The organism is Changchengzhania lutea (assembly GCF_006974145.1).
Taxonomy (GTDB): Bacteria; Bacteroidota; Bacteroidia; order Flavobacteriales; family Flavobacteriaceae; genus Changchengzhania; species Changchengzhania lutea.
On record NZ_CP039456.1, the window covers coordinates 2,343,026 to 2,357,977 of the forward strand.

A 14,952-nucleotide genomic window follows, 5' to 3' on the forward strand; every position below is an offset into this window, starting at 1 on the left:
TAACAGCAAAGCGATCTTTAATCTAAAAAATTAATTCCCACCAATATGAATACCCAATCCACCATCTACCCTAAATGCTTGCCCAGTAATAGAACCTGCTTTATCGCTTGCTAAAAACCCAACAAGAGCTGCAACTTCCTCTGGCGGGCAAATACGTTTGCTTAAATGCATATCTATACATTCTTGATACACCTTTTTTGGATTGTCACTTTCTTGAATGGCATCGCGAAGCATAGGCGTATCAACAGTTCCTGGGCAAACGGCAACGCAACGTATATTCGGCGCATAATCTATAGCAATACTTCGTGTTAAACCCAGCATAGCAGTTTTAGAAGTGGTATACGCAGCGACTCGCTCTTGACTAATAAACGCTTGAACACTCGATACATTTATAACCACACCTTTTCCTTTTTTATTCATAGAAGGAATCGTGTATTTAGCGCATAAAAAAGTACTTTTTAAATTAACATTCATCACTAAATCCCAGTCATCCTCTTCAGTTTCTGTAACTGATGAATACTTTTGAATACCTGCATTATTTATTAAAACATCTATCTCGCCAACCGTTTCAATCGCTTTTAAAATGGTTTCTTTTACAGCATTCCCATCTGATACATCACAAGTGAAACAATGTAAATTCTGGTGATCTGTTAGTTTTTTTAACGCCATTTCATCTTTATCTAAAGCAATAATACAATCGTTTTCATTCAAAAAATATTCTACACAAGCTTTTCCAATACCCTTTGCTGCTCCAGTAATAATTATATTTCTATTTGCCATAATTTAAGTTTTAAATCGTGGTTCTATTTGACCAACAACGTCTGTTTTATATAAAAAACAACGTCCAGCCATTGGATTTTCATCTTTTTCTTTATCGGAAAGATTTAAGTTAGATGTTGTAATCAACAAGGTTTTTAAATCTTCCCCACCAAAACAACAACTTGTAGTATGCAATACTGGCACATGAATATCTTCAATCCAAGTCCCAGATGCATCAAAATGGCTTACTTTACTACCCAACCACATGGCAACCCAAAAACCACCTTCACTATCAATGGTCATACCATCTGGATACTCATTTTTTTTCCACTGAATATGATTTCTTTTATTTGAGATTCCCCCTGTTTCAACGTCATAATCATAAGCATACATCACGTTTTTAAAGGTATCAATCATGCAATAGGTTTTTGCATCAGGACTCCACCCCATACCGTTGGTTATAAAAATTTGTTCTTCTAAACAATCCCAACTTTTATCGTGATGCAAACAATACAACTTTCCTGTTGCATTAGCACCATCGTATTCCATAGTTCCTGCAAAGAAACGTCCTTTAGGATCTACAGCGCCATCATTCATTCGTCTTTCAATAACCTCTAATTCAGGTGAATTATCAATTAATTTTAGTTGATTTGTGCTTTCATCATAAAACCCAAAACCATCACGAACACCAGCAACAATTTGTCCATTATCACATAAAGCCATGACCCCCAATTCTTGACCAACATTATATGTTTCAAAAGCTCCTGATTTAAAATCGACTTTATAATAATCGCCTTTCAATAAATCAACACAATAGAATTTTTGAGTTATTGGACACCAAATCGGCCCCTCACCATGTTGCGGTTTAATATCAAAAATTGGAGTTGCTTTTTTCATTAATGATCACAATTTGTGGTTAATTTGGTTTTAATGACCTGACGAGGTTCTAATTTTAGCCATTCTTTTTCCATGCGTTCCAAATCTGGTTTTGCCACCCATTTTGAACTCCATGGCTCTAACGCTGTAGCATACGTTTTCCCCCACCAAGGCGCATCTTGTGTGGCGTAGCGCTCTTGCCAATACCATAAGGATTTAAAAATAGATTTGTCCCAGTGTATTGAAAAGGACATCATATCGGTTTTAATTTTGTAATAAGCATCTTCAGTGAAATCACTTAAATATGCCAAATCACTAAATTTTTTATTAGTAGATTTTAATATCTTTTGAGCATCAATTTGTTTATCATCAATAGTTTTTACCATTGGAAAAACTTGAATTTCTCCAGGTTTAAACAGTCTGTGTTTTGGCATTGCTTCTTCTGCTAAAAATTTAGTCGCAGAGGTTTCAATAGTTGCACCTTCAGATAAAAAGGGCAATCCAAAGGCAATATGATGCCCCCACATAAGATGCAAATGCGTATCAGATTCATTGGTTAATGTTTCATCAATACATAGTTGCGAGCTTCCTTTTTTAAGAGTCAGTATTTTTTCAACTAATATAGGAAATCGTAAAGGGCGTGCCCATAATTTTACACGCACTTCATCTTTTGAAGCATTAATAATGTCATAATCCCAAGGAATTAAAGACACTTCTCCATGTTGCCCTAATTCTGCTCCTCTATAATTTATTGGTGCACTGTTGGGTAAAATTTCTTGCCAACCACCATAATAATAATCTTCAAATTGCGAATTAGTATCTCGTTTTTGCGAAAAAATATCACGAGGATTAATAATATCTTTATCCAATTTCAACATTAAATCAATTCCAACTGGCTTATAAATAAACTGAAAAATATCACTTCCCCTGCCAGCCAAAATTCCAATTTTGAGATACTCGTTTTCCATGATAATGGTTTTCATACCATTAATGTCTCCTTTATCATTTATGCGACAATCTTTACTCATACCGTATCAATTAGGGCTTTCATGTAACCCAAAGCATATGCCATACTTGCGTGCCAAGGCGCATCGCAACTCATGGCTGGACTATGGTCTGGAATTAAAATACCCTGATAATTGTTTTTCTTTAAAATACGGATGGCTTCTGCCATATCTAAATCGCCTTCATCAACAAAAACCTCACGATAATTAGGTACCTTCCCTTTTACATTTCTAAAATGAATATACCCAATATTATCGGCTGCACTATGCTTGTCAAGGGTTTCGAGCACATTGCCCTCGGTCATTTCTTGAAGGGTTCCCATGCAAAATTCAAAACCATTACTTGGACTATCTGATAAAGTCAATAGCTTTTCATACTCCTTTATGCTATGAAATAATCGCGCTGAATTTCGCATTTCTGGCATTGGCGGATCATCAGGATGTGCCACCATTTTAATGCTATACTCCTCTGCAACAGGCAAAATTTCTTTTAAAAACCAAGACAAACGTTCCCACATGTCTTCTCTCGTAATTTTAGGCAAATTTTCATGAGAAGCTTCGGTATCATAAGTCATATTCCAAACCATCCCCTTTTTAATGGGTTGATTAATATCTATATGATTTTCATTAAACCCAACAGTCATCGCATTTCCACGTCCAAAAGGTTTATTTGTCCAACCCCAAACACCGGCAATACTAAAATAATAACCAATAATTGGGATGCCTGCTTTTCCAATATTAGCAACCATATATTTAAGGTTGCTCATTTGTTGATCTCGTTTTGGACCGTCCAACAAAATATCAAACCAATGCGAAGGGTCAAAATTCTCAATAGCTTCCCAAATTAAACCATGAGATTCAATGTCCTTTTTCAATCGAATCAAATCATCATATTCCCATAAGTTTTTCTGATTTTTGGTAATTCCCCAACCATTCAGATAATTTTCAGAAAGCGTAGGATTTGAGCCTCCCTTTATATAATCTACCAACTGCACCACTAAATGCGTTGCTCCCGCTTGACGCGCAAACTCAAAGTTATTTTTTGTGAGTAAACTTTTGTATAAACCGAGTCCTAATTTAGGCATATTTATCAACAATAATATCTAATTAATTTGTATTTTTAAGTAAACTATTAAGTCATTGAAATTTAAGCATTTTATTTTAATTTTCTCAATATTTACAACTGTTTGCTGTAAAAAAAGTGTTGCTGAAAAAGGCATAAAAAACACAGATTCTGACTCCTGTTGGGATGCACATATTGAAGCCATTCCAAATATGCATTTTGACAGCTTATTTACTCGTAATAAAAATGGCTGGACAGGTGGTGACGCCACGTATTCTATCGTATTAAATGATTCAACCAATATTTGGATATTTGGCGATACTTTTTTAGGTGAAGTTGATGAAAACAGAAGTCGAAATTCTAGCGAACCACTTATCAACAACACCTTCATTCTTCAAACAAAAAACACTTTTAAAACTCTACATGGAGGAACTCTCGAAAAACCTGAAGCTTTTTTAAAACCACCAGAACCTAATTGGTGGTATTGGCCAGGGCATGGGCAAATTTATAATAACACCTTACAAATTATGATGTTTGCTTTAGGCAAGCCAGATGAAGATATTGGTATTGGTTTTGAATATAAGGCTGTTGATTTAGTAACACTTTCATTACCAGATTTTAAAGTTATTTCTACAGAGCGACGCATGCCTTTTCAAGGTATTAACTATGGCGCTTTCCTGCTTTTTGAAAATGGTTACACTTATATTTATGGCGCAAAACGAGAAGCTACTGCTAAATATTTACATGTAGCGCGTGTTAAAGGCACTGATATTTCACAGCCTTGGGAATACCTTTCTAAAGAAAATATATGGACTGAAACTTTTGAAAATAGTAAGCCATTGTTTGAAAGTGTTGCAGAGCAATTCAGTATTTTGAAACGAAATGATGATTTTTATTTAATGACACAAAACTATGATTTAGACCCAGAACTTTTTATATATAATGGAAAATCGCCTTTGGGACCATTTAAAAATAAGCAAACCTTATACTGCACACCAGAAACCAATGGAGACATTATTACCTATAATGCTTTTGTGCACGAACAATTTTCAACAAAAAATAATCTACTCATTTCCTATAATATTAACAGCTTAAAATTTGAAGACATTTTTAGTGATGCCGATAATTACAGGCCACGCTTTATTAATGTAGCAGGGTGGAATAAAACGAAATAAATTATGAAGTATTTAAATTTTGTCTCAATTGCTGTAATTGTGTTGCTTTTAGCTTGTAAAAATTCAGAAAAAAAGGAAACTATTGAAACTAAAAAAGAACCTTTAAAAGAATTAAATTTTACTGCCGAAGCTGCTCCAGAATGGACAGCACTTATGGAGCGCACATCTGGTTGGTTTGCTGCCGATGGTATTTTTACTATTCCACTTAACGGAAAAGAAGAACAACAAGTAAAAGACAAAAAAACCTTATTTATTTTTAGTGATACCTATATTGGTGAAGTAGAAAATGGAGTGCCAAAACCCGGAAATGTTATGGTAAATAATACTACGGCATGGATGCATGGTAACGAGCCTGATAAAGCAAAGATAGATTTTGAATTTAATACGGATGAAAACGGAAAACCGAAATCCTATTTTATTCCAAACAACGTATTGGCAAAAGAGAACGAATATTATTGGTTAGGTGATGGTTTCATTAATCATGAAAAAGAAAATGCATTATACATTTTTGCTTATCATGTGCATAAGACAGGTTCTAATGTTTTCGATTTTGAACAAACAAATATTAGTTTACTTAAAGTTAAAAACCCAACTAAGGAGGGAATAAAAACCCAAATTCAAATACCAACTGAATTAGGCTTTGTTCATGAAGATACTCAAAAACGTGCTTATTTTGGCTGTGGTGTTTTTGTGAATACCAAAGAAGCCAATGCGCCAAACCCTGATGGTTATGTTTACATTTATGGCGTTATTGAAGGTGATAAAAGTTTAGTAGCTGCACGTACGTTGCCAAAAAATATTGAAAATTTCGATTCTTATACTTTTTGGAATGGTAGCGACTGGGTAAAGGATAAACAGCAAATAGTATCATTAGCGGATGGTGTTTCTAATGAATTGAGCGTAACGCCAACTGGCGATGGTCGTTATTTATTAACGTTTCAAGTTTTAGGTATTTCTGATAAAGTGGGTATTCAAGTAGGAGAAAGTCCTATTGGCCCTTTTGGAAAAGTGCATCAAGTATATACTACTCCAGAATATGCCGAAAAGAATTTATTGCCTTATAATGCTAAAGCGCATTATCATTTATCGAAACCTGGTGAATTATTGATTAGTTATAACACCATTACTCTTAATTTTTGGGAAGATATTCAGAAGGATGCTACCATTTATCATCCACGGTTTATAAAGGTGAAATATGAATAAAATACGATACAATTCCGATGCATCGGAATTATTTGAAAAAAGAATTTAAGGTACTCAACAGCACTATAAACAATAGCCTTCATTTTTTTCCAAAATTCCCAGCCCAAATCGAATGAATTTGTGTCATTCCTTCAAAAACACTTTCTTATTTTGGGTCAATGTAAAACTGCGTGTTAAAGTAATCACCCCAACTATAACTTCTTGGTGAGTGCGCATCTTTTTTAGGCACACCATTAACATGACATTACCTTTTTTATTCAGGGAAATTCATTTTCTTCAAAATATCTTGAAAACGTTCATCTTTTCTAATAGGATCATACCAATGTTCTATTTGCATAAAAAGGAGAAACCAAGATTGTTCTTCATAAGCTTGTTCCAACAAATCAAGTGCTTTTTCGTTTTCACCAATACCCAAATGTATAAAGGCTCTTTGGCACGCTGGCAAATAATTTGTTTTTGCAGCTTCATTATAATAATTAGCCATCTCTTTTGCAATTTCATATTCGCCAGCTTCACCTAAAGCATGACCTAAACCGCCTCCAACTTCTACTGTACCATCAGATAGTTCAAAAGATTTAAAATAGGTTTCAAGCGCATCTTCATGCGCTTCTAAACCATTATATGCCATACCCAGCCAATCATATGTCCAAGGTATTGTAGAATCTTTTTCAATAGCTTTAAACATTAAAGGTTTCATTTTTTCGTAATCTTGAATGAAATAGAAAATGGAAGATCGAGCTATTAAATAATCGCCAGTATGATCCATTTCTGCCACCAAATCAGATTGGGCAAGCCCTTCATCAATACGCTTGATAGCCATAAGATATAAAGTGTACCAATGTCTTGCGCCTAAATTTGTAGAGTCTGCTTTTATAGATTTTCTAAATGATTGTTCAGCTACATTCCAATCTCTATCCATAAAACTTAATATGCCTGCTATTTTTTGAACATTAGAATCTAACGAGTCTAAAACAAACACTTTTTTTAACATGTGTTTTGCTTCAGGAATAGTTTGCTCTCTTGGCTTAAAACCAAAAGCATATAAAATGATGTTCGTTTCTGAAACACCTAAATAGTTATAAATATTTGTGGAATCTGAAGCAATTTTAGCTTTATAATCTTCAATTTTAGCAGTGAGTCCGTTGCGATGTTTTGCCCCTAATGCAGCAAGAATATTTTTATCTAATTGATAATTTTTATCTTTTTGGCAACTTATTAAAATAGCCAACAAAGCGATTAAAAGACAACATTTTAACGTTTTCATAAGCTAATAATTTAGTGCTTTTTCCAGCTTTGTTCAATTTCTTCTAAGGTTTTTCCTTTGGTTTCAGGAATAAATTTATAAGTAAATATTACAAGTATTATAGCATTTGCCATAAATATCCAAAACGTCATGGTTTCGCCCATTTCTAATAAAACTGGTGTGAATTGCGAAATTAAAACTACACCAACCCAAAGCACCATAATAGCTAAAGACATAGCAATACCACGTGTTTTTGTTGGGAAAATTTCTGAAATCAACACCCAAGGAATCGGCCCTAAAGACGTTGCAAAACAACCAACAAAGCCTAAAATTAGAATAAGCAACCAAGGTCCAGATGTTAAATCTAATTGATACAATAATCCTATGCCGAATAAACAAAGAGCCATACCAGTTACACCCCAAAGTAAGAGTGTACGTCTTCCTAATTTATCAATATATTTTATGGCTACAAAAGTGAAGATGGTATTAACAATGCCAATAATAACCGTTTGCATTAAAGCAGAATCTACAGCAAAACCTGCACTTTTTAATATTTCTGGCGCGTAGTACATGATGGCATTAATACCTGTAATTTGTGAAAACAATGCCAGAAAAACACCTATAATCATTGCCATACGTAAACCTGGCTCAAATAATTCTTTTAACGTTCCTTTTTCCTGACCTAAAGCTGCTTTAATTTCCTGGTGAACTTCTTTTGCTTTTTCTTCAGAATTTATACGAGATAAAATACTTAAAGCCTCATCATGTCTCCCTTCTTTAGATAACCACCTTGGGCTCTCTGGCACAAAAAATAATGCAATAAAAAACAGTAAAGCAGGAATAACTTCTGATCCTACCATATAACGCCAACCAGTTTCTATATTCCAAGCTTCAGTACTAAACTGCGCCACTTTATAGTTGAAAAAGAAAACAATATTTATTCCCAAAACAATGGCCAATTGATATAAGGATACTAAAGTACCACGTTTTTCTGCTGGAGCAATTTCCGAAATGTATAATGGTGATAACATAGATGCAGCACCAACACCAACACCGCCAATAATTCTTGCGACTACAAAAAACATATAACTATCAGCAATGGCAGACCCTATAGCCGAAACGGCAAACAAAAATGCTGTGATTAACAATGTTTTTTTTCGCCCTATTTTATCTGCTATATAACCCGCAATGGCTACACCTAAAATACAACCGAATATTGCAGAGGAAACCGCAAACCCTTTTTGGTTAACACCTAAACTAAATTTGGTTTCTAAAAAGCCTATAGCTCCTGAAATTACTGCGGTATCGTAACCAAATAGTAATCCGCCCAAAGCTCCTATAATGGTAATCTTTAATAAGTATTTTTTGTTTCCCATGGTATTTGTTTAGTTAGTGTTTATTAGTTCTTATCTTTCAAGAAAAAGAGTTGTTAAAATCTGGTACTACAAAAATCTGGCTTTACGTTAGATTGAATCACTTTTGCTTCGGTATCATCACCAAGATTTATTAAAGTATAGTTTTTGGTATTTGCAGGAATAACAAATGTTTCGGCATAATGAATTATCATACTTCTATAACCAGTTACTACCTTTATTTTAGTGCCTTCAACCAAATTTAGAATATGACATTGGTTGTTGGTTTGCATATACATTTCATTATGAAATTCAAATCTAAAAATCTCATAAAAATGCTTTGGATGTGTACTTAATTGTACTGTTTGCCAATCGTTTCCTTTATCTATTATACTTTCTTTTGAAATATATTCATCCTTAACCTTATCACCTTGACAATCAAAATTAACCACTTGCATACCACGTTCTATATTTAAAGGACGTGGGTTGCCATCTAAATCCAATCGCATCCAATCATACATCTTAAAGGTATAGATATAAGGTGTACTACTTATTTCCAGCACCAAATTATCTCTACCAGAACAATGAATAGTTCCGTTAGGGATTAAGAATAAGTCATGCTTTTTAGCAGGATGTTTCTGAATGTATTTTTCAGTATCCATCGTTTCGGATTTGTCATTACTTTCTTTTAAAGCCGCATGAAACTCTTCGCGTTGCACACCTTCTTTAAATCCAAGATATACTTGAGCTTCAGGTTCTGCTTCTAAAATATAATAGGTTTCATCTTGTGTGAACGTTTCACCAAAATTCTCTCTAATAAATTCTTGTGTTGGGTGACATTGTAAGGACAGATTTGCACCATCATACGTGTCCAGATAATCAAAACGAATAGGGAATTCGTATCCAAATGTTTCTGCTGCATCACCAAGCATGGCTTTATGATCGTTAAACATGAGCATATCAAAAGAGACTTCCAATCGTGTTTTGTTATTAGAGAATACCACGCCATTTTCTGGCACAATCAGTTCGAAAGACCACGCGTAGTTTACTACATCTTGCGATAATCCTACAATCTTATTTTTTATCCAATGTCCTCCCCAAACTCCAGCTTCAAACCAAGGTCTTGCTCTAAATACACTACGGGACATTTGATTAAGCCCATCTCTTAAGGCTTTTCCAGTAGCCCACGAGATATCTTCAAAATATTGTCCATCAACTATAATATCAATATCACTTAGTATATTTGCTTTGTGTTTGTTTAATGCCACCCAATCCACAAAATACATGCGCTTATATTGTAGTTTTGGTGGTAAAACTTCTTCTGCCCCAAGATTAAGAAGCGAGCCAGAACGAGATCGATATTGAATTTCGTTTTTAGGAATATCGACATAAATTGTTTTACTTCTCCAATTACTTAATGAAGCACCACAACCAAATATGATGCTTAATGTGTTGTCATCTTTTTGAATACTATTCAATTTTACTTCATCAAAGAAATCTTTTAATTCTCCAGTAAATACCCTACCAAAAACAGCATCATCTCCACCTAAAAAAGGTTCGATAAGCTTATCAATAGTTTCAACATCTTTATATGCAACATCAACAGAATACGTTATGCAATTAACCCCAAGAGTATTGAGCTCTTTGGTAAGATGCAATATAAAATCATCCCAGTATATTCCTATAAACCCATCTATAACCACCGATTTCTCAGTGGCTATTTGTTTTGCTAAACTCTTATAACCTTGATGAATGGAATCATTAATTTCAAAAGTTGGAAAAACTTCATAACCATCTTTTTCTTTGTCTTCACCATTAATTGGCATTAAAAACTGACTCGTATTTCTTTTATTTCTCAATTGTGTCTTACAGTTACTTATCATTTTTTGTACAGCTCCTAAAATAGCCGAATCTTCAGTATCTGTTGAAATCACAACTTTAGGAATTGTACCGTTTAAACTATTCTGAAAATTATCTCTAAACAAATTATAGCTTCTGGCAATATTTCCACCAATAAACAAATAATCGGTTTTAAAATCTTGAAGTAGTGGTGACAAAAAATCGCCTAAATGAGTTCCGAAATCCTCAAAAATTCGTTTTGCTTTGTTAGATATTTGAGCTTTATCAGCAATCACTTTAACATTATCTGCAGTGTGCCCCATTTTATTTTTATACGTTTCTAAAAACCAGTTGGTTCCCAACCAGTCTTCTCCACGCTTTCCTTTAAATGGCAGATTATAAATCTCGCCATTAGCTGGAACTTTATTCGCTTTATTAACTATAGCTCCGCCAGTCATAAAACCAGAACCAATACCTGTACCAAGTGTTATAGCAGTAACATTGCTTCCTGTTAATGAGTTTCTCCAAGCTTCGCCTAAAAGAAAACAATTGGCATCATTTACAAATACTATTTCATCTGGTGAATTGATGAATTTCTTTAAATGATTGTATATATATGTCTTAATATCTACACCAAAAAGTTTATTGTATTTATTACAGTTGAATATTTTAGAAATCCCTTTTTCATAATCTAAAGGTCCAGGAATTGAAATCCCAATGCCTCGAATAGTTTGGTTATGATTTTTAAGACATGTTTTCATACCTTCAACCATGGTTGACAATATAGTTAAAGCATCTTGCTGGCTATCAACAGCGATATGTATCTTACTATCTTTTACGATATTTTTATTGTTAATATCCACAATCGCAATTGCCAAATGGCTTCCTCCAATATCAATTCCTAATGCGAAATCAGTGTTCATATATTTTTATATTATAATTGAGATTGTGTTAAATTATCTCGTTAATTATTAAAAATTTTAATAGTGGCATCTTCTGGAATAGTAACTGTTTTAGAAGATTGCGATAAATAGCCTTCGCCATTATAAAATTCGATTTTACGTTTTTTTCCGTTTGATAAACTGATGATACCATACATAGCTTTAGCATCACGCTTTATTGTTTTGCCTTTAGTTTCAACTTTAAAAACCTTTAAATCGTCATTATTTTGGCTTGCTAAAACAAGGTTTCCGTTTGCTGTTGCCACTTGCACTAAAGCCCTAGCGTCGCCATCAACCATAAAACCTGTTGTATTAAAATTTTGAACTTGAAAATGTCCGTTTCCATCACCTTTTAAATACCATCCTAGAGATGCATCATATTGCCCATATCCTACTTCTGCATGATAAAAATTACCTACTAAAAGCACATCTAAATTTCCGTCTAAATCAAAATCGCTAATAGTTGTTCCCATTCCTGGAGCAAATTGTGCTTGTATTGGTAAATCGTAAATTTTAAATGCTCCATTTCCAGAATTTTCTACATAAACACTTTTTAAATTTGTTGTTTTAAGCGTGTTATAAGGTGTATCTAAAGCAATATCTTTAATCGTTGCTGATGCATATTGTTGATACGTACGAAACTTCTTTTTTACAAATACCATTTGATCTGCAAGTAAATCTCGTGAAGCAAAAGGGTAGCTCCTGTAGGCTCCATCTTCATCTTTAGAAAATATAGAAATTATAGGATCAATTTTTCGGTCATTATCAAAATCGCCCAAAGCCAGTGTGATAGGGTATGCTTCTGAAGCTTTAAAAACTGAATTCTCACCAAGATTTCCTATAATGTAATCGATGTCGCCATCGTTATCAAAATCGCCACCATTAACACTATTCCACCAACCATTCGAGTTTTCAAGTTCTATTTTTTTCAAGAATTTTCCGTTGTTATTCTTATAAATTGTAATTGGCATCCATTCGCCCACAAGCATTAAATCTATCCAACCATCATTATTATAATCTGTCCATAATGCTGAAGAAACCATGCCTAATTTTGTATTTCCAAACATTGAATTGGTAATGCCTTTAAACGTTCCTTTTTCGTTATTAAGCAAGTAACTTTTTGGTGATTCTCCATATTTTCCTGGTACTAAACGACCACCAACAAAAAGATCTAAATCACCATCTTTATCATAATCTGAAGCTATAACACAACTTCCGCTAGAATTTATTTCTGGTAAACTATTTGATTTTGAAAAATTCCCTTTTCCATCATTTATGTAAAGTCTGTCTTGATGATAGCCTTCATCAAAAATTTCGCTGCTGCCACTAACGACATACAAATCGTTATCTCCATCATTATCGGCATCAAAAAATAGTGATCCCATATCTTCGTGGCCTTTTTCAAAAGGCGTAGAAATGGAATCGAACGTGCCGTTAGCTTTTTGTTTAAAAAGCTTACCTGAATAATCAAAAGAGCCCCCAATATAAATATCATCAAGGTTATCTCCATTAACATCGGCGACAGTTATTGCTGGCCCATTGTTAGAATAATTTTGAGGGATTAAAGGTTCTCTTTTAAAATCTGGAAAAATTAATTCTTTTTGATTGAATTGAAGGGCACCCTCATTTGTGATTTCAGTAAAAAGAGGCTTTGAATACTCTTTATTTATTTTAGATTTAGCACTTGCGTTCTCATAATTTAAAACAAGCGTAGAATTTAAAGTAAGGTTTTTTAAAATTTGGCTTTTACCATCAAACCATGATACGTTTAAGCTGTCTATTGATGTGTGTTCAGGAAACCCAAAATGCAATTGAGGCGCCATTGCTGATTGAAATCCTCTGGTTGTATTATTTTCGGCAAACTGAATACTCCCATTTGAGTAAACCCATACTTTAGCGCCAATACCGTTTGGGTTATTTTTTGTACCGTTAAATTTTAATGTAAGGTACTTATTTTTAGATGTTTCAACTGTTGTGTTTTTTAGAACAGTGGCTTCTTCATTTAAGTTATTTGCTACAACATCCAAGTCACCATCATTATCTAAATCTACATAAACTGCTCCATTTGAAAAGGTTGGAGACGCAGAAATCCATTCTTTTGAAACATCTGTAAAAGTTAAGTCTCCGTTGTTTTTATAAAAATAATTTTGTTGCTTTATTTCTGGAAGTTTAATAATACTTGCCAAATACATACTATCGGATTTTTGCTTTGTTGTAAGCATAGAGTGCCGCTTTCTATAGACAATAAAGTCTAAATCCGTCATGTCTTTTAAATAGCCATTGGTAACATATAAATCTTTATTACCATCTAGATTAAAATCGGCAAAAAGACCTGCCCAACTCCAGTCTGAACTACTAATTCCCGATAATTGCCCTATTTCGCTAAAATGTGGTTTACTAGTATCTAAACCATTATTTAGTTGCAATGTGTTACGCATATATTGCGGCTGGTAGCCAATATATTTACCATATTCAAAGAAATCATAGTTTGGTTTACTAAGCATCGTTTTTTTCTTAGCATTGGTTGCTGGTAACATATCCATAACTAAAATATCTAAGAATCCATCGTTATTAATATCGGCTATATCATTGCCCATACCGTTATGACTTTGATGTTTTATGCTCGTATCGATTTCATTTTTAAAAGTTCCGTTGCCTTGATTGATGTACAAAATATCATTGGATACAAAATCATTAGACACATAAATATCTGGGTATCCGTCTTGATTGATATCGCTAATACCAACACCCAAGCCAAAACCTTCAATGGTAATACCAGCTTCTTTTGAAACGTCTTCAAATACAGGATGTCCATTATCACCTAAACCGTTATTTCTATACAACTTATCTGTGTTTTCAGATTCGCCATTAAGTTTTTTGTTCTTTGGTGTGTTTAAACCCTGCATTTCATGCATATGATTTAGTAAATACATGTCTAAATCACCATCTAAATCATAATCAAAAAAAGCGGATTGAGTAGAATATGATGTATCTGCTAAAATATAAGCCTCTGCCATTTCTTTAAATGTACCATCTTTTTGACTTACAAATAGCTGGTTTTTTCTTTTATTAGAATCTGTACTACCCGAAACGCAGACATAAATATCTAACCAGCCATCGGCATTAATATCAATCATTGCAGCACCAGATGACCAAGACGTTGTTCCTGTATTGGATCGTTTAGTAATGTCTTCAAATTGAAAATCCCCTTTATTTAGATACAATTTGCTTGACACTTGGTTTCCTGTAAAATATAAATCGACTAATCCATCATTATTTACATCGCCTGCTGCAACACCCCCACCATTAAAATAGTAGATATAATTTAAAATATTTAAATCGCCGTCTAATGGTAAATCGTTAGAAAAATTGATTCCTGTTTTATTATGTTTAAATATTTGAAATGTTTTATTGCTATTAGTGCTAGTTTTTTTGCAAGAATAGATTAAAAGAATGCTTAAAAAAAAGTACAGATACTTTCTCATTTATTTTTTTAA

At 33.6% G+C, this 14,952-nt stretch carries 10 protein-coding genes; 2 read left to right on the forward strand and 8 right to left on the reverse strand.

From position 1 onward, the window contains the following. Positions 1–30: 30 nt before the first annotated feature. The 4 genes from FAF07_RS10610 to FAF07_RS10625 are packed head-to-tail and all read right to left on the reverse strand — an operon-like array spanning position 31 to position 3,724. On the reverse strand, positions 31–780 hold the full coding sequence (locus FAF07_RS10610; protein WP_142785085.1) for an SDR family oxidoreductase: 750 nt from the start codon (positions 778–780) through the stop codon (positions 31–33). A 3-nt stretch (positions 781–783) separates the two neighbouring features. Further along, positions 784–1,656: an SMP-30/gluconolactonase/LRE family protein gene (locus FAF07_RS10615; protein WP_142785086.1), complete on the reverse strand. Its 873-nt coding sequence runs from the start codon at positions 1,654–1,656 to the stop codon at positions 784–786. Then, positions 1,656–2,663, reverse strand: a complete 1,008-nt coding sequence (locus tag FAF07_RS10620; RefSeq protein ID WP_142785087.1) for a DUF4432 family protein — start codon at positions 2,661–2,663, stop codon at positions 1,656–1,658. Before FAF07_RS10620 ends, FAF07_RS10615 begins: the two co-directional genes overlap by 1 nt. Beyond that, positions 2,660–3,724: a mannonate dehydratase gene (locus FAF07_RS10625; protein ID WP_142785088.1), complete on the reverse strand. Its 1,065-nt coding sequence runs from the start codon at positions 3,722–3,724 to the stop codon at positions 2,660–2,662. The genes FAF07_RS10620 and FAF07_RS10625 overlap by 4 nt, the downstream gene beginning before the upstream one ends. A 55-nt stretch (positions 3,725–3,779) precedes the next feature. Between FAF07_RS10625 and FAF07_RS10630 the strand changes: the two genes are divergently transcribed. Next, complete coding sequence (locus tag FAF07_RS10630) at positions 3,780–4,877, forward strand: DUF5005 domain-containing protein (RefSeq protein ID WP_142785089.1); 1,098 nt, start codon at positions 3,780–3,782, stop codon at positions 4,875–4,877. Between the two features lie 3 nt (positions 4,878–4,880). After that, positions 4,881–6,080: a DUF4185 domain-containing protein gene (locus tag FAF07_RS10635; protein ID WP_142785090.1), complete on the forward strand. Its 1,200-nt coding sequence runs from the start codon at positions 4,881–4,883 to the stop codon at positions 6,078–6,080. Positions 6,081–6,333: 253 nt separating this feature from the next. On the opposite strand, the gene FAF07_RS10640 is transcribed toward FAF07_RS10635, so the two are convergent. Genes FAF07_RS10640 through FAF07_RS10655 form a run of 4 tightly spaced genes read right to left on the reverse strand, consistent with a single transcriptional unit; the run spans position 6,334 to position 14,940 of the window. Next, positions 6,334–7,344: a tetratricopeptide repeat protein gene (locus FAF07_RS10640; RefSeq protein WP_142785091.1), complete on the reverse strand. Its 1,011-nt coding sequence runs from the start codon at positions 7,342–7,344 to the stop codon at positions 6,334–6,336. Positions 7,345–7,355: 11 nt separating this feature from the next. Further along, the gene (locus tag FAF07_RS10645) at positions 7,356–8,699 is read right to left on the reverse strand and encodes a sugar porter family MFS transporter (RefSeq protein ID WP_142785092.1); all 1,344 of its coding nucleotides are present in this window, start codon (positions 8,697–8,699) and stop codon (positions 7,356–7,358) included. Positions 8,700–8,752: 53 nt separating this feature from the next. Continuing rightward, entirely contained in the window at positions 8,753–11,437 is a 2,685-nt protein-coding gene (locus FAF07_RS10650) for an ROK family protein (protein WP_142785093.1), read from the reverse strand. 41 nt (positions 11,438–11,478) lie between these two features. After that, positions 11,479–14,940: a VCBS repeat-containing protein gene (locus tag FAF07_RS10655; protein ID WP_142785094.1), complete on the reverse strand. Its 3,462-nt coding sequence runs from the start codon at positions 14,938–14,940 to the stop codon at positions 11,479–11,481. Positions 14,941–14,952: the final 12 nt, after the last annotated feature.

Excerpts from the sequence above, each read along its gene's own strand:
- FAF07_RS10620 (WP_142785087.1), bottom strand. The coding sequence starts at position 2,663 with ATGAGTAAAGATTGTCGCATAAATGATAAAGGAGACATTAATGGTATG.
- FAF07_RS10635 (WP_142785090.1), top strand. The coding sequence starts at position 4,881 with ATGAAGTATTTAAATTTTGTCTCAATTGCTGTAATTGTGTTGCTTTTA.
- FAF07_RS10640 (WP_142785091.1), bottom strand. The coding sequence starts at position 7,344 with ATGAAAACGTTAAAATGTTGTCTTTTAATCGCTTTGTTGGCTATTTTA.
- FAF07_RS10610 (WP_142785085.1), bottom strand. The coding sequence starts at position 780 with ATGGCAAATAGAAATATAATTATTACTGGAGCAGCAAAGGGTATTGGA.
- FAF07_RS10645 (WP_142785092.1), bottom strand. The coding sequence starts at position 8,699 with ATGGGAAACAAAAAATACTTATTAAAGATTACCATTATAGGAGCTTTG.
- FAF07_RS10650 (WP_142785093.1), bottom strand. The coding sequence starts at position 11,437 with ATGAACACTGATTTCGCATTAGGAATTGATATTGGAGGAAGCCATTTG.
- FAF07_RS10615 (WP_142785086.1), bottom strand. The coding sequence starts at position 1,656 with ATGAAAAAAGCAACTCCAATTTTTGATATTAAACCGCAACATGGTGAG.
- FAF07_RS10625 (WP_142785088.1), bottom strand. The coding sequence starts at position 3,724 with ATGCCTAAATTAGGACTCGGTTTATACAAAAGTTTACTCACAAAAAAT.
- FAF07_RS10655 (WP_142785094.1), bottom strand. The coding sequence starts at position 14,940 with ATGAGAAAGTATCTGTACTTTTTTTTAAGCATTCTTTTAATCTATTCT.